19 protein-coding genes are annotated in these 19,316 nt (G+C 36.5%); 2 read left to right on the top strand and 17 right to left on the bottom strand.

Annotated features, from left to right (window positions below):
* Positions 1–130: 130 nt before the first annotated feature.
* From D778_RS12550 to D778_RS12580, 8 genes are all read right to left on the bottom strand, one after another.
* On the bottom strand, positions 131–469 hold the full coding sequence (locus D778_RS12550) for a DUF4870 domain-containing protein (RefSeq protein ID WP_007651299.1): 339 nt from the start codon (positions 467–469) through the stop codon (positions 131–133).
* Between the two features lie 86 nt (positions 470–555).
* Positions 556–765: a YgaP family membrane protein gene (locus D778_RS12555; RefSeq protein WP_040492461.1), complete on the bottom strand. Its 210-nt coding sequence runs from the start codon at positions 763–765 to the stop codon at positions 556–558.
* A gap of 40 nt (positions 766–805) precedes the next feature.
* Positions 806–1,111 carry a hypothetical protein gene (locus D778_RS12560; RefSeq protein WP_007651303.1) on the bottom strand — a complete coding sequence of 102 codons (306 nt, stop codon included), beginning with the start codon at positions 1,109–1,111 and terminating at the stop codon, positions 806–808.
* Positions 1,112–1,203: 92 nt separating this feature from the next.
* Positions 1,204–4,398 carry an efflux RND transporter permease subunit gene (locus tag D778_RS12565; RefSeq protein WP_007651304.1) on the bottom strand — a complete coding sequence of 1,065 codons (3,195 nt, stop codon included), beginning with the start codon at positions 4,396–4,398 and terminating at the stop codon, positions 1,204–1,206.
* Between the two features lie 141 nt (positions 4,399–4,539).
* Positions 4,540–5,619, bottom strand: a complete 1,080-nt coding sequence (locus tag D778_RS12570) for an efflux RND transporter periplasmic adaptor subunit (RefSeq protein WP_007651309.1) — start codon at positions 5,617–5,619, stop codon at positions 4,540–4,542.
* Positions 5,620–5,627: 8 nt separating this feature from the next.
* Positions 5,628–6,935 (bottom strand): TolC family protein, encoded by a 1,308-nt coding sequence (locus D778_RS12575; RefSeq protein ID WP_007651310.1) that lies wholly within the window; start codon positions 6,933–6,935, stop codon positions 5,628–5,630.
* Positions 6,936–7,073: 138 nt separating this feature from the next.
* Positions 7,074–7,211 carry a hypothetical protein gene (locus D778_RS14560; RefSeq protein ID WP_007651313.1) on the bottom strand — a complete coding sequence of 46 codons (138 nt, stop codon included), beginning with the start codon at positions 7,209–7,211 and terminating at the stop codon, positions 7,074–7,076.
* Between the two features lie 66 nt (positions 7,212–7,277).
* Positions 7,278–8,735: an NAD(P)/FAD-dependent oxidoreductase gene (locus D778_RS12580; RefSeq protein ID WP_007651315.1), complete on the bottom strand. Its 1,458-nt coding sequence runs from the start codon at positions 8,733–8,735 to the stop codon at positions 7,278–7,280.
* Between the two features lie 108 nt (positions 8,736–8,843).
* Between D778_RS12580 and D778_RS12585 the strand changes: the two genes are divergently transcribed.
* On the top strand, positions 8,844–9,842 hold the full coding sequence (locus D778_RS12585; protein WP_007651317.1) for a metal-dependent hydrolase: 999 nt from the start codon (positions 8,844–8,846) through the stop codon (positions 9,840–9,842).
* A gap of 69 nt (positions 9,843–9,911) precedes the next feature.
* On the opposite strand, the gene D778_RS14710 is transcribed toward D778_RS12585, so the two are convergent.
* From D778_RS14710 to D778_RS12620, 8 genes are all read right to left on the bottom strand, one after another.
* Entirely contained in the window at positions 9,912–10,061 is a 150-nt protein-coding gene (locus D778_RS14710) for a hypothetical protein (RefSeq protein WP_007651318.1), read from the bottom strand.
* Between the two features lie 208 nt (positions 10,062–10,269).
* Complete coding sequence (trxA, locus tag D778_RS12590; RefSeq protein ID WP_007651319.1) at positions 10,270–10,566, bottom strand: thioredoxin; 297 nt, start codon at positions 10,564–10,566, stop codon at positions 10,270–10,272.
* Position 10,567: 1 nt separating this feature from the next.
* Complete coding sequence (locus D778_RS12595; RefSeq protein WP_040492463.1) at positions 10,568–11,563, bottom strand: Tll0287-like domain-containing protein; 996 nt, start codon at positions 11,561–11,563, stop codon at positions 10,568–10,570.
* A 3-nt stretch (positions 11,564–11,566) separates the two neighbouring features.
* Positions 11,567–11,833, bottom strand: coding sequence for a heavy-metal-associated domain-containing protein (locus D778_RS12600; protein ID WP_007651324.1), 267 nt, complete (start codon positions 11,831–11,833; stop codon positions 11,567–11,569).
* A gap of 109 nt (positions 11,834–11,942) precedes the next feature.
* Complete coding sequence (locus tag D778_RS12605; RefSeq protein ID WP_007651326.1) at positions 11,943–12,314, bottom strand: rhodanese-like domain-containing protein; 372 nt, start codon at positions 12,312–12,314, stop codon at positions 11,943–11,945.
* Positions 12,315–12,442: 128 nt separating this feature from the next.
* Positions 12,443–13,858 (bottom strand): MBL fold metallo-hydrolase, encoded by a 1,416-nt coding sequence (locus D778_RS12610; protein WP_007651328.1) that lies wholly within the window; start codon positions 13,856–13,858, stop codon positions 12,443–12,445.
* A gap of 123 nt (positions 13,859–13,981) precedes the next feature.
* Positions 13,982–14,782 carry a sulfite exporter TauE/SafE family protein gene (locus D778_RS12615; protein WP_007651330.1) on the bottom strand — a complete coding sequence of 267 codons (801 nt, stop codon included), beginning with the start codon at positions 14,780–14,782 and terminating at the stop codon, positions 13,982–13,984.
* A 23-nt stretch (positions 14,783–14,805) separates the two neighbouring features.
* Positions 14,806–15,438, bottom strand: coding sequence for a Crp/Fnr family transcriptional regulator (locus D778_RS12620; RefSeq protein WP_007651332.1), 633 nt, complete (start codon positions 15,436–15,438; stop codon positions 14,806–14,808).
* A 181-nt stretch (positions 15,439–15,619) separates the two neighbouring features.
* Here D778_RS12620 and D778_RS12625 point away from each other — a divergent pair, with 181 nt between their 5' ends.
* On the top strand, positions 15,620–15,991 hold the full coding sequence (locus D778_RS12625; protein WP_007651333.1) for a hypothetical protein: 372 nt from the start codon (positions 15,620–15,622) through the stop codon (positions 15,989–15,991).
* Between the two features lie 70 nt (positions 15,992–16,061).
* Here the strand turns inward: D778_RS12625 and D778_RS12630 are convergent, their stop codons facing one another.
* Entirely contained in the window at positions 16,062–19,256 is a 3,195-nt protein-coding gene (locus D778_RS12630; RefSeq protein WP_007651334.1) for a cytochrome c biogenesis protein, read from the bottom strand.
* Positions 19,257–19,316: the final 60 nt, after the last annotated feature.

The following is a 19,316-nucleotide window of genomic DNA, read 5'->3' on the forward strand; positions in this document are numbered from 1 at the left end:
ATTAACAAACTTAATATTTATGTTCACAATGAGCGTCTTATTTTTCTGTAACTACCTTATTTTTTTCTAAATATAAAAAAACGCCCACTATACAATGAGCGTTTCTAATTTACCTCTATAAAAAATATAACTAACTAATAAAATTAAAAGATAAAGGGTATGTTGGTGATTCACCATTATTGGCTTTTATAGCATTAATAATAGGAAATATCAAAGAGATAAACCCAATAACGATCAGTCCTATGATGCCCAAGCCCAACAATAAGATGGCTGGAATACAAATAATGGCATAGATAATCAAGCTTAATTGAAAGTTAACAATACGCTTGCCTTGCTCGTCCATTTGCAAAACCTTGTCTTTTTGTGTTGCCCATAAAATAAGGGGCACGATAAGTCCTCCAAATCCTGTGACGAAAGTCAATAACTGACTTAAATGTGTTACGACCAATAATTGATTGTCTTTTCTCATGATGGTTTGCTTTTTTTAATTGATTGATGTATCAATATGACGACCAAATCATGAAAATGTTACACTTTTCAATTAAGAAAACCGGATTATTTTACGGAACAGCCCACACCTTCTTTCTTTACACCCAGTTTTACGAGGATGGTTTCCAACAAACACCATTTGGTAAAGGCCGACTGGATTAAGTTTACGCCTATAAAAACGGTAAACCACATCCAATTCGGATTCACATATACGGTTAAAACCACGCTTAACAGTACCATAGTACCCACTATCACTCTAAAATATGTATTTAACATGTTGTTTGATTTTTAAAATTATTATTAATTCTACAAGGTTTTAAATATATTTTTCAATAGGAACCACAACAGCTTTAATAGAATTGTTGGTTTCCAGGTTCTTATTAAATTCTTTTATCAAGCCGAACAAAGCATCAATGTTTTCTTCTTCGGTAAATGAAAAAAACAAGCTGGATTCGTTGCCTCCTTTAACACTTGGAAACCAACTGGTAGTCATTAAAAGAGAAGCCCCATTTTTATAGCCATCGATTTCAGAACTGCTGAAGTTGTGAATATTCGCTTTTTTGAAAAGTTTCAAAATATCTTTCTGAAACGCTTCGACTGCTGTTACGATTACTAATTTCATATTTCTAATTTTAATGTCGGTTTAAACACCATAGAGAACCAATTTCTATCACTAGACAACTTATAGGTCTCGACTGCATTCGACCAGACAGATTATTTATAATTCTTCTTTTCTATCATATAGTACACCAATGGTACAACCAATAATGTAAAGACCGTTGAAACGATGGTTCCTCCCATTAAGGAGATGGCCAAACCTTGGAAAATAGGATCAAACAAAATCACAAAAGCTCCAATAACAACTGTTCCTGCCGTTAACAAAATAGGTGTTGTACGTACTGCTCCAGCTTCAATGGCTGCTTGTTTTAATGGCACTCCTTCAGCAGTTCGTAAATTGATAAAGTCTATCAGTAATACCGAATTCCTTACCATAATTCCTGCCAAGGCTATCATTCCTATAAAAGAGGTTGCCGTAAAGAAGGCTCCCATGATCCAGTGTCCCAAAATAATCCCGATTAAGGATAGTGGTATAGCAACCATCATCACCACTGGTGCTTTAAAGTTTTGGAACCAACCTACAATTAAAATATAAATCAAGATAATGGCTCCTAAAAAGGCAATGCCCAAATCCCTAAATACTTCTAAAGTAATTTGCCATTCGCCATCCCATTTTACGGTATAATCGTCTTCAAAGTCGGGTTGCCCTAAATACATTTCGTTAATTTCATAGCCTTGAGGCAAGGTGATGGCTTTTAACTTTTCTTCCATTCCTAAAATAGCATACGCAGGACTTTCCAAGTCACCAGCCATATCTGCCAACACATAAACCACTCGCTTCTGGTTTTTTCTATAGATACTTTTAGCACTAATGGTTTCATTTATAGTTATCAAATCTGCTATAGGAACCATGTTCCCTTGTTTGGACTTTACCTTTAATTGCGAAATATCTGTTAGTGTCGATTTTTCTTTTTCATCTAAAGCCAATACCAAACCAACCTGATTGGACGCATCTTCATCATACAAGGTGGTTACAGCCCTGTTGGACAAGGCCATGTTCATGGTATAAGCAATTTGCTGTGGTGCGACACCATACAGCATGGCTTTTTCTTTATTGATTTCGAATTGATATTCGGTTTGGTCGTCTTCAACCATCCAATCAATATCCACTACATCTTCGGTATTTCTAAGAATGCTTTGAATGCTGTCTGCAATGGCCATTTGGGTTTTGTAATCCGGTCCATAAACCTCGGCAACAATAGTTGACAATACTGGAGGTCCTGGTGGTACTTCCACCAATTTCACATTGGCATTGTATTTTGAAGCAATCCTTTGAATGTCTGGACGCAATAACTTGGCAATATCATGGCTTTGCGCAGAACGCTCGCCTTTGTCCACTAAATTCACTTGAATGTCTGCCATATTGCTTCCGCCACGTAAATCGTAATGACGTACCAAGCCATTAAAAGTAATTGGAGCCGACGTGCCAATATAATTCTGGTAATTTACCACTTCTGGGCGTGTGGCTAGATATTGTGAGATTTCTTTAGCAACAACGCCTGTACGTTCCAAAGTGGTTCCTTCTGGCATATCAATAACCACTTGAAATTCGTTTTTATTATCAAAAGGCAACATTTTTACAGCTACCGATTTGGTAAAAAACAAGACCATTGTTGCCATTAAAAGGGCAAAGGTTCCTCCTAAAAACAACCAACGCTTGGTTTTGTTTTCCAGCAAAGGTCTTTCAAGTTTGTTGTATATTTTATAAATAATGGTGTCTTCAACTGGTTTTTCAGCTTTTTCAACCTTTCCTTTTTTATCTTTTTCCCTTAAGAAAATATAACCCAAATATGGTGTAATGGTCAAGGCTACAAACAATGATAAAATCATCGCTATGGATGCGCCAATTGGCATTGGTGCCATATATGGGCCCATTAAACCAGATACAAAAGCCATAGGCAAAACCGAAGCAATTACAGTAAATGTGGCAAGGATGGTTGGGTTACCAACCTCATTGATGGCATATAAAGCCGCCTGTTTAAATGGCAAGCGTTTCATTTTAAAATGCCTATGCATATTTTCGGCAATGATAATCGAGTCATCTACCACAATTCCGGTTACAAAAACCAAGGCAAAAAGCGTGATTCTGTTCAAAGTATAATCCAACATATAATAACTCAACAGAGTCAAGGCAAAGGTAATTGGGACCGATAAAAACACGACCAATCCACCTCTCCAACCCATGGCCAACATCACGACCAATGTTACGGCAATAATGGAACCTATAAGGTGCAACAGCAATTCAGATACTTTATGCGACGCTGTTTCGCCATAGTTTCTGGTTATTTCCACATGAACGTCGTCTGGAATTAAATTGTTGCGCAAATGTTCCACCTTATCAATAATCACATCTGCTATTTTCATGGCATCGGCTCCTTTTCTCTTGGCAACAGAAATAGTGACTGCCGGATAATCCGATGGAAAAGTTTGTCCTTTATCACTTGCTTGACCAAAGCCCAAAGACACATAGTTTTGTGGCACTTCTGGACCATCCAGAATGGTGGCAACCTGTTTTAAATAAATAGGTTGGTTTTGTTGTACACCTACCACTAAATTTTCCACATCTGTAGCCGATTCCAAAAACTTACCAGTGGTTACAAGGAATTCCGTATCGTGTTTATCAAAACTTCCAGCGCTAAGTTGGGTATTGTTGGCCTTAATCATTTCAGAAACCGAAAGGAAATCCAAACCAGCAGACGCCAATTTGTCTTTATCTAAAACCACACGTAACTGACGGTTTCTACCGCCAATTTTATGCGTCATGGACACATCAGTAACTTTTTTGATTTCACTTTCAAGTTCCAAAGCCATTTGACCCAATTGGTAATCATCGTAATTTTCACTCCAAAGGGTTAAACCTAACATAGGCACATCGTCAATAGCACGTGTTTTTACCAATGGAAATGTGACGCCTTGAGGCATTTGGTCCATGTGTTTATTGATTTCGTTGTATAGTTTTACAAACGAACGCTCAATATCTTCCCCAACATAAAACTGTACAATCACCATCCCTTGCTCCTTCATGGAGGTAGAATACACATACTCAACACCTTTAATATTCGAGATTAATTTCTCTAAAGGTTTAATGACACGGGATTCCACTTCGGTAGGACTGGCTCCTGGATAACCCACAAAAATGTCTGCCATAGGTACATCGATTTGTGGTTCTTCTTCACGTGGAATTAAAAACGAACTATACACGCCAACAACCATAAATACAATCATTAAAAGCACGGTAAGCTTGGACTGTATAAAGATTTTTGCGATTTTTCCTGCGATTCCTTCTTTCATTTGAGTTTTTTATTTTTTGGCGTTTTAACAGGCTATCCACTATATCTTTTTACTTGTTCTCGATACAAATTTGCTTACACAGCAAATTCATTCGAACTAACGTAAAAAGGATGCCGTTTCTATCCTTAACGCGACTTTTAGTTATTGAATTGAAATTTTAGCCCCATTGTAAAGCTTTCCTTCTGCTGACACAATGTAAGTTTCACCGGCTGATAAACCTGATAACACCTCCACTTGATCGCCATAGGTTCTGCCCAAACGCAACCAACGCAAAATAGCAGTGTTGCTCTGACTTACGGTATATACTCCAGACAATTGACCATTTGTAACAAGGGCTTCGGTTGGAATAAGAACCATTTCTGTTTTTGCTTTCTTTTCAACTGGAAATTGAACGGAAACGAACATACCTGACAAAATATTGGCATCTGTTTTATCCAAGGCTATTTTCACCAAATACTGTCCACCTGTATGTTTAGCCGACGTACTGACTTCGGTTACTTTTCCTTTTAAGGTACTGTTAATGGCTTTTACTGAAACATCTACAGACTCACCTGTTTTTATTTCAGAAATTTCGGTTTCTGGAACCATGGCAATCACTTCAAAATGTCCTGGAGCTTCTACAGATATTAAAGGTTGTCCTGGATTTGCCATATCGCCTTCTTTTACTGTTTTTGAAGTTACAACACCAGCAAAAGGCGCTGTAATATTCGAGTAAGCAAATTGTGCGCTGACTTCATTTTTCATTTGTTTGGCTGCTTCCAAACGTGCTTTTGCCATTTCGTAATGGGCAGTGATATCATCCAATTCTTTTTGGGATGCACTCTTATCTGCAAATAAGCTTTGAAAACGCTTATAATCTTTTTGGGCATTGTTAAAAGCTGCAGTGGCTTCAGTGATACTCGCTTCAACCTGCGCTTTTTTGGCTTGTAAATCTGTGTTATTAATCGCCACCAACAATTGTCCTTTAGTCACTTTATCCCCAACATTTACAGGTACCTTGGTCACATAACCCATCATTCTGGTGCTTAAATCGGCACTGTTTACGGATTGTATTTTTCCACTAACCGACAAAAATGGACTGTTATTGGCTTCAGACACTTGACTCACTTGTACGCTTATGGCTGGCGAATTATCGGTTACTGAATTTTTACCGTCGCTGCCACAGCTCGTAACAAATATAAACGTTGCAGTTAATGTTAATAAGTAGATATATTTCTTCATCTTAATAATTATTCTTTAGTTAAAAATTGTAAATAAGCTTGTGCGTAATTGTATTCAAATATGGTTTGGTAATATTCCAATTGCTTTTGGGCGTATTGGGTTTCTGCCAATAGCAAATCGGTTGTTTTTTCCAAACCTTCTTCATATCTATTGGTTCTAATCCGTAGGGATTCTTCCGATTGCTCCAAAGCCAGCTTTGTTAAATTCAACCTATTTTCAGCATCAGTTAACATACGTTTTGCCTTGTTCAGTTCCAATTGGTTTTGAGACACATACTGCTCGTATTGCAATTTGGATTTTTCGAACTCTGCCTTACTTTTTTGGGACTTTCCAAAGCGTTTGGTACCATCTAAAATGGTCCAGCTTAATTGGGCTCCAAAAATGTAGCCATTGGCATCGCCTTGAAAAATTTGGTCGTCGTACAATTCATAACTTCCAAAAGCATTCAATCTTGGTAAAAAAGACATATTATCTGCTTTGTTCATGGTTTCGTAGGCATTTGTTGCCAGTTGCAAAGCTTTGATATCTGCTCGATTTTCTGAAATAACTTCAGAATTCATGACACCAAAATTGCCAATTTGCAAGCTATCAGAAGGTTTGTAAATAACGTTGTTTGTATCGCTCATTAAAAAGGACAAATAGTTGGACGCATTGGCTATATTGCTTTTTGCAGTTTGTAATTGGTTTTTCACCTCATTGACACGTACCTCTACAGAAAGCACATCGGCTCTTTGCAAATACCCTTGTTTAAAGCTGTTCTCTGCCAAGGTTTTGTTTTCATTGGCTGTTTCCAAAGCTTTTTCCAAAACATCCACGCCTTTGTAAGCCAATTGCAATTGCATATATGCTTTTTCCACTTCAAAGGCATAATAATCTGAAGTTCTTTCAATTTGCAAGGCTTGGGCCTCCATTTTGGATTTGGCAGCTTTACGTTGATAAAAACCATCCATATTAATTAAGGGTTGCTGAATTTCAAATCGGGTTGCAAAATTCTCAACCTGACCTGGATTGTTCAATAAATCGGGATTAAAATCTGAAGGTGTCAATATTTCCTGATTCAATTTAGAACCAAAAGCCATTAACGGATTGGTTGTTGCCATTCCTGTATGGGAAGCTGTTATATTGGGCAAAAATATTGCATTGGTTTGCTTAAAATCTGCCTTGGCCTCTAAATACTCCTGTTCTGAAATTTTTATGGCCCTGTTTTCTTCTGAAACTCTAGCCAACACTTCGGTTTTGGTAATAGGTACCAATTGTTGCGCGTAAGCAACAGCCGAAATCAACATAAAGCTTAAAAGGTATATTTGTTTTTTCATGTATCTTAACGTTTATTACTGCAAATTTAGGTTTATAAAACGTCTTGGTCAGTAACATAGGTTACCAAGTAAAGAAAGGCACTCTTTTTACAAAGAATGCCTTATCAAACCAACCAAAAATCACTGACAAGAAGCTTGTCAGTTTACCTGTCTTGTGCCTCCATGACCTCCTGCAACAATAATCAAAACTTTAATACTTAAGTAAATGAACTTGAAAAACTGAAGTATGGGATTCATCATTTTAAATCGTTGATATTTTGAGATACGCTGTGTCATGTTGTGTCTGTTTAATTTGTTAAAATATATTTCGAGCCTTGAATGTCTTGAAAGTTGAATCTAGACTTACTCCGGAATCAACCACCAAAAAGGACGCATTTTTGCCTTATAAATAAAAGCATAGTGCAAAGCCAGTTTTAACCAGTGTCCTGCCAAGCCTATTTCGCCAAAGGTTTTTCCTAATTGCCTTCCTTGGGTTTTAGGGTATTTATGATAATCTGGAACTATAGGATAGGTTGTAATACTCACACCACTTCCACTTGTTAATCCGTAACCAGCTGAAGCAATGCAAGCTGCTCCCATATTTCCCATGGACCCTTTATGATGTAAGGATTCTTTGCCATTTTTAATGGTATCAATAATATTATCTGCTACCAATTTTGCTGTAATGCCAGAAGGCATACCTGTTCTTGGTGGTGCAGGAGTTATATCTGTACCATTTTTACTCTTTCTAGGTTTGGATATGCTGTGTGGAGGAGCAAAAGCAATACCTGGAGCAAATATGTTTTTATAGCTAGGATTTTGATAGGTTTCCGGCCAATCTTGAACGGACCATTCTTCGTATGGTTTTGGAGTATAATCTGCATCCACAATCATAAAGCCTTTAAAGAGCTTGTCTGTAATATCATTTTCATTTTTATCGAACGCCTTAAAACCGTGTCCTGAGAAGGATGGAATAAGCATCGCAAAGTCATAGGTTTCGGTTTTGTATTCACCTTCCAGGTTTTCGTAATGCGCAACACCATCTTCAATTTTATTTACACCTGCGCCAAGGATCCATTTAATGTCTCTGTCTTCAAAAATCATTTCAATCATTTCATGGGATTTCATGGTCATGCTACCATAACTTAACAACATACCATCCATTCCGAAATCACCTAATTGATATTCATTGGAAATCCAAGTAATTTCAGCCATATCACGAACTTTATGTCTGCGTAATTCTTGTTCCACATTTAAGATATATTCAAAAGCTGCGCCTTGGCAAGTGGCTTTGGCATGTCCTGTCCCTATGAGAATCTTGGTTTTCTTGCCTTGCTTCATCTCTTGAATAAGCGCATGTAACCCTTCCCAAGCATGATCAGCGTGTGTATATGTACAAACAGAATAGGTTTTATTGGTTCCTGGGTTTAATCCTTCAGTCGCTTCAAAATTAAGTTTTGGTCCTGTTCCATTTATTAAATAATCGTAAGTAACCTTTTCTTGCTGTCCTTTTTTATCACCTACAACGTATTCTACCAACACATAGGGCTTGGCTTCAGTTTTATCTCCTTCTGGATGAAAAGTAACAGCCTTGGCTTGCTTATATCCTATGTGCTTCTTTTTATAGAGTGGCTCTAAAGGAAATAGGATTTGCTTGGATGACATTCTGCCTATACCAACCCAAATATTGGAAGGAATCCATTGGTAATTACTGTTTGGTGAGACCACCAAAACCTCATGTTCCCTAGAAAGCTTTCTTCGTAAGTGTGATGCAGCAACATGTCCTGAAATTCCAGCACCTAAAACAACTATTTTAGCCATGACTTTAATTTTTATTAAAGATAGTTAGCTATTTAAAGTTGTACAGTTACTTTTGTTACACAAGAAGAAAATAAACAATCTTTAAAGCTTTTCTAAAAAAAGGATTACATGGATTCATTAACACAAATAGTTTTAGGTGCTGCTGTTGGAGAAGCAGTTTTGGGTAAAAAAGTAGGCAACAAAGCCATGCTTTATGGAGCCATTGCTGGTACCATTCCGGATTTGGACATCTTGGCATCTTATGTTACGGATACCGTTACTGCTTTGGAAATTCATAGAGGTTTTACACACTCCATCTTTTTTTCTGTCTTCTTTGCTCCCATTTTTGGTTGGCTTGTTTCTAGATATGAAAGCTATAAGGATTTTAAAGCATGGTCTTGGCTGTTTTTTTGGGCGTTTCTAACACATCCTATTTTAGATGCCCACACCACTTGGGGAACACAATTGTTTTGGCCTTTGGAATATAGATTGGCGTTTAAATCCATTTTTGTAATAGATCCTCTTTATACCTTACCTTTTTTGCTGTTTTTAATATTGGCGATGTTTCAAAAACGCGATGCTCCCAAAAGACGATTGTATAATAAAGTAGGTATAATTATAAGCAGCAGTTACCTGCTATTAACCTTCGTTTTAAAAGGAATGGCATTTAATGAGTTTGAAATGGCTTTGAAAGACCAACACATAGAATATTCAGAAATTGAAACAAAACCTGCTCCATTCAATACAATCTTGTGGTCTGCCAATGTGGAAACCAAAAACAACTACTTAATTGGTTATTATTCCTTTTTTGACACCAAACCCATACACTTTGTTTCCTATCCCAAAAACCATGACTTGCTTGGAGAACTAATTCAAGATGAAAAGGTACAACGCATGATTGCTGTTTCTAAAGGATGGTTTACCATCACAAAAAAAGAAAACGGTTTATACTATAACGATTTGCGATTTGGGCTATTGAGTTTAAAACCCAATTCACAAAATTTTGCTTTTCAGTATGAAATCAAAACCACCAATAGTGGTAAGGTGTCTTTTGTAGAGACCAAAAAAAACCGTGAAGATGCCAAACAGCTTTTAAGCGACTTGTGGATGAGGTTAAAAGGGAATTGATTGCTTTCTATCTTTATAATTCCAAACAAACCCCCAAAGTCTTCAAGTAGTGAATCGGGAGAAGATGTTTTATTGGTCTTCGTCTGTGTCTTCTTTCTTTTTTCCACTCATCATAAAGTTTACCAATATGCCAACTAAGGTAATACAAACTAAAGCGAAAATAGCGATCATAATGACACCATTGTTCCAATTATACAAGGCTAGGTTTTGAGAAATCATAAGTGAGGAGTTTAATTGTTAATATTAAAAGCAAATGTATTGTATGAAAATAATAATAAATATGACTTTGGTCAGCAAAACAAGATACTTTTTTAATTTTTAAAACAAAAAGGCATGTTTAAAAATAAACATGCCTTTTCCAACCAACCAAAAATCACTGACATAGAACTGTCAGTTTACCTTAAGAACCTTATAGGTCCCTTCACTATTATTTATTACTGTTTATGATGTTTATCAGTTCCTCTTTTTGTACCACTCCAGATTGTCTCCATAACTGTTTCCCTTGTTTGAACAATATAAGGGTGGGCACACCCCTAACCTGATATTTTGCTGCTAAAGATTGATTCTTATCCACATCTACTTTTAAAATGGACACAGAATCCCCCAAACTGTCTTTTACCTGTTTTAAAATGGGAGACATCATTTTGCAAGGGCCACACCATTCGGCAAAAAAATCTATAAGTACGGGGTTCTCTTGATGTATTAATTCTGAAAATTGACTCATCTTACTCTTTATTAAATGTGATACTCCATATACCTCTTACTTCGTTTACTCCATAACCAATAGCCATATCTTTAGGATATAATGCTTTTATGGTTTTATACGCTTCTGTATCCAACTCCTTATTTGGGGTTCCATGACACTGCAAGCACATGGAGTTAGTCGTGATTGGGTAGTAAAAGTTTACAATATCTTCATGCATTTCCAAAATAGGTTGAGGCTCTTCTTTGGCAGCTACCACTTTTTTAAAGGTTTCAATATGTTGTAACTCTTTGGTATTGGCCTGATTCCCTGGGTTTCTTGGTTTGTCTGAAACACGTTTGATGTTGGCATGATACACTACAGACATGCTATCTGTTAATGGGTATGCTTTAACATGACAAAACTCAACAGCCGCCAAGGTGCCTTTTTTCTGAATGGTTCCCATAAGGTTTTTGCCCAATTCGGCTTTGGTTCCAAGTGCATATTTCAAGCCTTTCTCTTCAAAAGTCAATTCTTGGGCTTCAGCAGATGTTTGTTTTTGCTGCATACCTTTTCCTTTACCCATGCCTTTTCCTTTGCCCATGCCTCGTTCTTCGTTATAATGGGATTCAAACCATTCTGGTTGTTCAATTTCATAATCATACATATAATCGGCAATTTGATGAATGGTTTCTTCTGGATAGGGTGTTTTTGGCATGATACCAAATTTTTTAACGGCCCCAAGCATTTTTGCATCTGTTTCATTTGGATTTTTTATCCAATTTTGGATATCTGCTATAAATTGTTCCTTGCTGATACCTTCTGTTAGATAATGCTTTTTAATGGCAATCATGGGTGGACCAATTCTATCGTCCATGGATGCTGTAGGACTATGGCATACATAACAGTTGGTTTCCATGAGTTTTTTCCCGGGATGTTCCTGGTTGGCAGTGCTTTTTATGGCCAAATAGGGCTCGTTGTGGTTTTTACAACTCTGTAAAAACAGCATGACAGTTATTATTAAGGCAAAATATCTCATGTTTTAACTAAATTTTCCTGTGGCACAACTTATAAAGGATTTGGTTTTTGAAACCAGTGAGTTTTCATCTTCTATGGAAGGGTAACCAATTTTTTTCAGCGTTTCTTTTACCAGAAAAGCATCCTCTTCCTTAATGTAATTGAAAGAAATTTTACTTTCTTCTATGTTGATATGCACATCTGAAATATTCCTAAATTCAGATAACTTTTGTGTTATGGTATTGGCACAACCATCACATTTTAGATTTTGAACAATCACTGATGTTTTCATTTTTATTTTCTATTTTATAATAAGGTAAAATGTGTTCGCCATAGGCTCGGTTCATTTTTATTTTCTATTTTATAATAAGGTAAAATGTGTTCACCATAGGCTCGGTTCATTAATCTTCTTGATTATAATTTAGAATGCCTCCTTCTAAATCGTAGACATCTTTAAAGCCCATTTCTTTTAATTTTATGGCAGACTGGTTGCTTCTATACCCACTTCGGCAATACAAATAAACAGGTTGCTCTTTATCCAACTTATGGAATTTTTTCTCAAAATCTTCAGAATAAAAATCGATGTTTAAAGCCCCTACTATATGGCCTTCTTGAAATTCTTCAGGGGTTCTTACATCAATAAGTTGCACAGACCCACGTTCTATTTGGGTTTTAAATTCTACTGGGGAAAGCAAGGCAATACTATCTGCTTCTTGCGCATGAACCGTTATGGCCAAGAGCATTACAAAAAATAAAATAAGCCTTTTTTTCATGTTGATTTTTGGTTTTATTTGGAAGTATAAATTTAAGCGTTTATACCTAACCCATCAGTAACATAAGTTACATAAAAAAGAGCGACCGTTGGTCGCTCTTCACAATTATTTATTATAAAAAATCAAGTTTATTTTAAAGTGGAAGGACAAACATAGTTTGTGGTTGGAACACCACAGGTTTTAATATCTGAAAATCCACCGGCAACATCCACCAAATTATGGATTCCCCTACTTTTTAAAATGGAAGCTGCTATCACAGACCTGTAACCTCCTGCACAATGTAAATAAAAGGTTTCGTTGTCTGGAAACTCCGATAAATAGTCATTTAAGAAATCCAATGGTGTAAAATGAGCATTTTCAATATGTTCTGCTATGTACTCACCTTCTTTTCTCACATCAAAAATAACGTCTTTAATGTCTTCGTATCTGTTTTTAAATTCTTCAGCAGAAATGGCTGAAATGGTATCGTATTCCAAACCTTCCTTTTTCCAAGCTTCAAAACTGCCGTCCAAATATCCAACAACATGATCAAAACCAACCCTAGAGAGTCTGGTAATGACTTCTTCTTCCCTCCCTTTAGGAGCTACAATTAAAATGGGTTGTTTAACATCTACAATTAAAGCGCCAACCCAAGGAGCAAAACCTCCATCAATTCCAATAAAAATGGAACGTGGTATGTGTCCTTTAACAAAATCGTTTTGATGGCGCACATCCAAAACAACTGCTTCGGTTTCGTTGGCAGCTGCTTCAAACTCTTTAGGTGTTAAGGGCTTATGCGATTTTTCCATGACCTGATCAAAACTTTCATACCCTTGAATGTTCATCATTACATTTTGAGGAAAGTACCCTGGAGGTGCACTTAAACCATCCAATAATTCTGCTATAAATTCTTCTTTGGTCATATCTGCCCTCAGGGCATAATTTACTTGCTTTTGGTGACCTAAAGTGTCGGTAGTTTCCTTGCTCATGTTTTTTCCACAGGCAGAACCTGCTCCATGATTGGGATATACAATAAGATCGTCGCTTAATGGCATGATTTTATTTCGTAGCGAATCGAACAGATAACCTGCCAGTTTTTCTTGGGTTAAATCGGATGCTATTTTCTGCGCCAAATCCGGTCTTCCCACATCACCTATAAACAAAGTGTCTCCAGTTACGATGCCGTGTTCTTTTCCATTTTCATCTATCAACAAATAGGTAGTACTTTCCATGGTGTGTCCTGGAGTATGTATGGCTTTAATTTGATACTCCCCAACTTGAAATATTTGTCCATCTTCGGCAATAATCACCTCATAAGAAGGTTCTGCAGTTGGTCCAAATACTATATCTGCTCCAGTTTTCTTTTTTAAATCCAAATGACCACTCACAAAATCGGCATGAAAATGGGTTTCAAAAATATATTTGATTTTTGCATCGTCCAATTTGGCCCTTTTTATATAAGGTTGTACTTCTCTTAAAGGATCTATAATTGCTGCTTCTCCATTGTTTTCTATATAATAGGCTGCATGTGCCAAACAACCTGTATAAATTTGTTCTATCTTCATGTGTTGGTATTTTATATGTTCGTTTTAAAAATACAGCTCTTAAGCTTTACTTTTATTTGGAATTAGGTTACAAAAATAGGCATGTTATTCTTTTTTAGTAGTAACAATTGTTACAATTTATTGTTAATGGGTAAGTTCTTTGTAAATAATATAACATCCCATAATTAAAACAAACCACCCGAAGCTTTTTTTTAATTTCTTCCCATCAATAAAATTTGAAAGATAGGTTCCTATAAAAATTCCTACTACTGAAACCGCTGTAAAAGCCAATAAAAATAACCAATTTATTTTTAAATTTTCTATATCGCCTATAAATCCTATTAATGATTTAATGGCTATAATCAATAAGGATGTTGCCACTGCTTTTTTCATGGGAAGTTTGGCCAATAACACCAAGGCAGGAATGATTAAAAATCCTCCTCCTGCGCCAACAATGCCAGTTAAAACACCAACAACAATCCCTTCGGCAACAATTAAAGGATAATTATAAGACACCTTATTGCCTTCCAAGGATATCTTTTGGTTATTACGAATCATGGAAATGGAAGCCAATAACATAATAATGGCAAAAAACATCATGATGGCCATGTCCTTTGTGATTACAAAACCGTAAACTGTCCCAATGTGCTGTGGAATGGCTGGGACTAAATACTTTCTGGTTGCATATACTGCTATAAAAGCTGGAGTTGCAAACACAAAAGCTGTTTTAAAATCCACCAATCCTTTTTTTATGTTTTGTACAGCGCCAATTAAAGTGGTAAAACCGACTGTAAAAAGTGAATAGGCAGTTGCTGTCACCGGATTAACGGAAAGTAGATACACCAATACCGGAACAGTAAGAATGGAACCTCCGCCTCCTATCAATCCCAGTACCACACCTATTACCAATGCTCCCAGATATCCAAAAATGGTATGTAAATCCATATTGAAAATTTACAATTAGCTTTTTAAAGGTCCAACAAAGTAATTCTATTTCTATTAATTTTTATTTGATGGTTGTTTTCCAAAGCTTTTAGGATTCTGGACACCACCACTCTAGAGGTATGCAAATCGTTTGCTATTTGTTGATGGGTTGCCGAGATTTCTTCGCTATGGTTAACCATGGCTTTGTCCCTAAGATATTTTAAAATACGTTCGTCCATTTTTAAAAAAGCAATGGTATCTATGGCTTCAAGCAATTCCGACATGCGTTCGTGATAACTTTGCAGGATGAAGTTTTGCCAGCTTTTGTATTTCCCCATCCATAAACTCATGTGTTCCACAGGAATCATGATCAAGGTGGTGTCTGTTTCGGCTATGGCCCTAATTTCGCTTTTCTTTTGTCCCATACAACAGGATAAAGTCATGGCACAGGTATCGCCTCTTTCTATAAAATACAACACCAGCTCATCGCCTTGGTCATCTTCCCTTAATATTTTTACTGCACCACTAATCAATAAAGGCATGGATTTAATATAATCCCCAATTTCTATTAACTTGTTGCCTTCAGGAATTTCTTTAAAAACACCCACTTGATTAATCTCTTGAAGCAGCGCGTCTTCAAACAAATAACCATAATTATCTTTTAAATGTTCTATCATCTTTTGGTTGGTATAAGGTACAATTTTACAAATTTAATGTTTAACTATTAAAACTAATTGATATTGCTCATGTTATATAAAAACAAGCATAACCCCTATAACCTACTGAAAATGAACAAACAAAAACAGGTTTAACAGGTTCTTAACCAAAAGTTCCATTTAAAATTCTTATCTTTATAGCATGATAGCACAGGACAAATTAGAAAACGAAGTATTTTTAAAAGAATCTTTAACGTATTTAGAGAACCTAGGATTCGACAACATTAAAGCGGATGTTGATGGTTATGAGACACCAAAATCCTACCTTAAAAAAGGTAGCGATATTACTATTACTCCAGACATAGTGGCTGAAAAAGGTGGTAGGAAACATTATTTTGAAATAAGTTTAAAATCTGAAAAACCAAAGCTATTAAAATCCAAATGGCGCTTTCTGGATGTATTGACCAGAATGAAAGACCATAGATTTAAAATTATCACACGTCGTGGACATTACAAATTTACCCAAGACATGTTGGATGAGTTGAATTTAGATAAAAACCCTATAAAGCTTTAATACATTTTTTATTAACATAAAACCAAGAAGGCTGCCATGGGCAGCCTTTTTTCTTTATAACATGCTTAGCTTACTTTTTGTAAAACTTGGCATATTTTCTGTAAGCCAATAAGCCTAATACGGCAACAATTCCAAAGGCTATGGCTATAAATTTCACACTTACAATTTGGTCGCCACTGGCATAGCTATGCAATCCTGCCAGATAAAAATTAACTCCAAAATAAGTCATCATAATGCTTGAAAAAGCGACTATGGAAGCTAAATTAAAGGTAAAACGACCACGCAATCCAGGTACCAATCTCATATGAATGACAAAGGCATAAATCATGATGCTGATCAAGGCCCAAGTTTCCTTTGGATCCCAACCCCAATATCTTCCCCAACTTTCGTTTGCCCACATACCTCCTAAAAAGTTTCCTATGGTAAGCAATACCAAACCAACCGTTAATGCCATTTCGTTGATTAGGGTCAGCTCTTGGATGTTGAGAAGCATCTTACTTTTATTTTCCTTGGTGGTAAAAATCATAAGCAGTAAAGAGACCACTCCCAAGATCATTCCCAAGGTAAAAGGCCCATAACTGGCCACAATAACAGCCACGTGAATCATTAACCAATAACTATCCAATACAGGTTGCAAATTGGCTATGGAAGGATCCATCCAGTTCCAATGAGCCACCATTAAAATCATGGAGGTTACAAAAGCCGTTGCAGCTATGGTTAAATCACTTTTTCTTCCAAATATCAACCCAAATAACATGGTAGCCCAAGCTACGTAAATCATGGATTCGTAGGCATCACTCCAAGGTGCATGACCAGAAATATACCATCTTACTATTAAGCCTAAGGTATGCAATCCAAAAAACACCCAAATAATCACCTTAAACACATTTATGGATATTTTTAATGCTTTGCTTCTTTCCTTAAAAATTTGGAAAATGATAAGTAGGAACATAATTGCTGAAGCATACATGTACAAACTATAGAGTCTTTTAAAAATATCGTATTTGTTATAGTTCAATTCGGCCTGAATCTTTTTGTCTGAAAGCATGACGCTGCTGCCAAATTTATGTTGTGTTTTTTTGAAAGACCCCAGCAACTCTTCAGCTTTGGCAAAATCCCCTGATTGTTTTGCAGCGTTTAAAGTCATTAAGTAGGCACTAAAACCATTATTTATAAAGTTGCCATATAGGGAGTCATTGATTTTGTCTCTATATCCATCCCGTCTATATTCAACCGAAGAGATCCATTTATTGTTCTCATCATCAGGAATAGGGAAAATTCTTAAAGCATAACCTTCAATGGTATTGTATAACAGATTTACACGTTGGTCTGTTTCCTTAAATTCTTTTTGAAACCCATTTGGTATCTGTGCTTTGTATGCTTCTTCCAGATATGGAGCCAGTTTATAAGCCCCATTTTCTGTAAAAAAGTCTACCAAAGCAACATATTTCTGACTTTCTGCTACACCAATCAATCTACGTATGGAATCTGCTTTTTGTGGTTTTAAATAGATTATGGGCACGTTGTACCACAATAAGGGACTTTCCTGTATGGAAAGAAATACCTGATTGGCATCAAAATCTTCGTAAGTATCATGTTTGCTTAATTTTCTAAGCATTTCAGATGCATAGGTGTTTATTGGCATCATTCTCCCTCCTACATCCTGTATCACCAAATGGGCAAACTTATCGGCATGCGCTTTAGGCGTGATGTTTGCTGCCAATATTGAGTCTATTTGATGTTTGGTTGGTCTATTGCTATGCGCATGACCATCGTTTTGAGAATGGTCCTGTGAAAAACCTTGCAATCCAATGAACAAAAACAGCATCATCAATGCTTTTGCCTTCTTGTCCTTAACCTTATTGAGCATGCGTTTTAAATCGGCAAAACGTGTTTTCCTATCAAATAAAATGGCCAACATGCCAAAGTACAACAAAGAATATCCTATATAAGTAACCCAAGTTCCATAAAAATCGTGATTTACAGAGAGTTTGGTTCCTTTTTCATCAGGATCGAAACCAGATTGGAAAAACCTGTAACCTCCATGATCCAAAATATGGTTCATATAAATACGGTAATTAAAATCGCCATGGACTTCATCCAAAACAGTTACTTCACTGGCAAAAGACGAATAGCTTTTTTCAGTTCCTGGATACTTGTCTGCTATAAAATCGTTCAATTTTATGCTGAAAGGCAACTCGATAATTTTAGAGCCATATTTTACAGCTATGTCCAATCCACCCACAGTTACTTTTTCAAAAGGTTTGCTGTATCCTTGACCTCCCAACAGGTTTACCCGTTTGGTTTCCCCGTTGGATGTAATCTTTAACACCACACCATTTTCATCTCCTCGTAACATTTCAGATTTCTTAACCAGATCGAAAGACCCTTTTATAACAGGTTTAGGGAAAACCATTTGCATGTTTCCTATAACATATCGGGAACGCAAAATTAAAGGCTGGATACTGTCTTTTTCCAACTTTCCTGTGGCTCCTGTTGCCATGGTCATATATTCCCCTTCAAAAGGCGATTGAATGGTCAATCCATTTTCATTGGAGGTAATGTTAACGGCTCCTTCCACTTCTTTGTTTAAGGAAAACAAAATATTGTGTATGCTTTGCACTTGTCCTGCTTCCAAAAAATGATTGTGTGGTGCTCCACCACCAGCTTCCACTATTTTTAAGTACTCCTTACCAGTATCGTCAGGAACGACATCCATTTCTGCGCCACCAATAAACTTTTCAAGCTCGAAGCTTACCTCCTGCTTGTTGTAATCGGTTTCATAATAAAACTCATTTTCCATTCGAGGCGAAAAATCCACTTCCTGCTCCACTACTTTTCGCTGGGCTTGGCCGTTCACCATATAATCTCCATCTATATAAGCAATAATATAGGTTTTATGTGATAAAATGGAATTCTCTGTATCTCCTTCTCTAATGGCCATCATGCCTTCAAAGCTGATATATCTGGTAATACCTGCTCCCAGAATTATTAAAATAAAGGCCAAATGCAGAATTAAGGTTGCCCATTTTTCTTTACGCCACAACCTGTATTTTGGAATGTTACCGATAAAATTAATCATAAACAAGAGCATGATGGCTTCAAACCACCAAGTGTTGTAAATTAGGTTCCTGGTGTATGGCGTTGGCGAAGTGTCCTGTCCTGCATCCATAAACGTTCCTATAGCCATGGAAGCAGCAAATACAAGAAACAAAACAGCAGTTAATTTGGTAGAAAATAAGAATTTAGTGATTTTATTTTGCATGATATTGAGACGCTTAAATTTGGTCGTGCAAATTTAAGCCTTTTAGTTTATTTTGTTGTG

It is taken from the genome of Xanthomarina gelatinilytica (assembly GCF_000348685.1).
Classification (GTDB): domain Bacteria; phylum Bacteroidota; class Bacteroidia; order Flavobacteriales; family Flavobacteriaceae; genus Xanthomarina; species Xanthomarina gelatinilytica.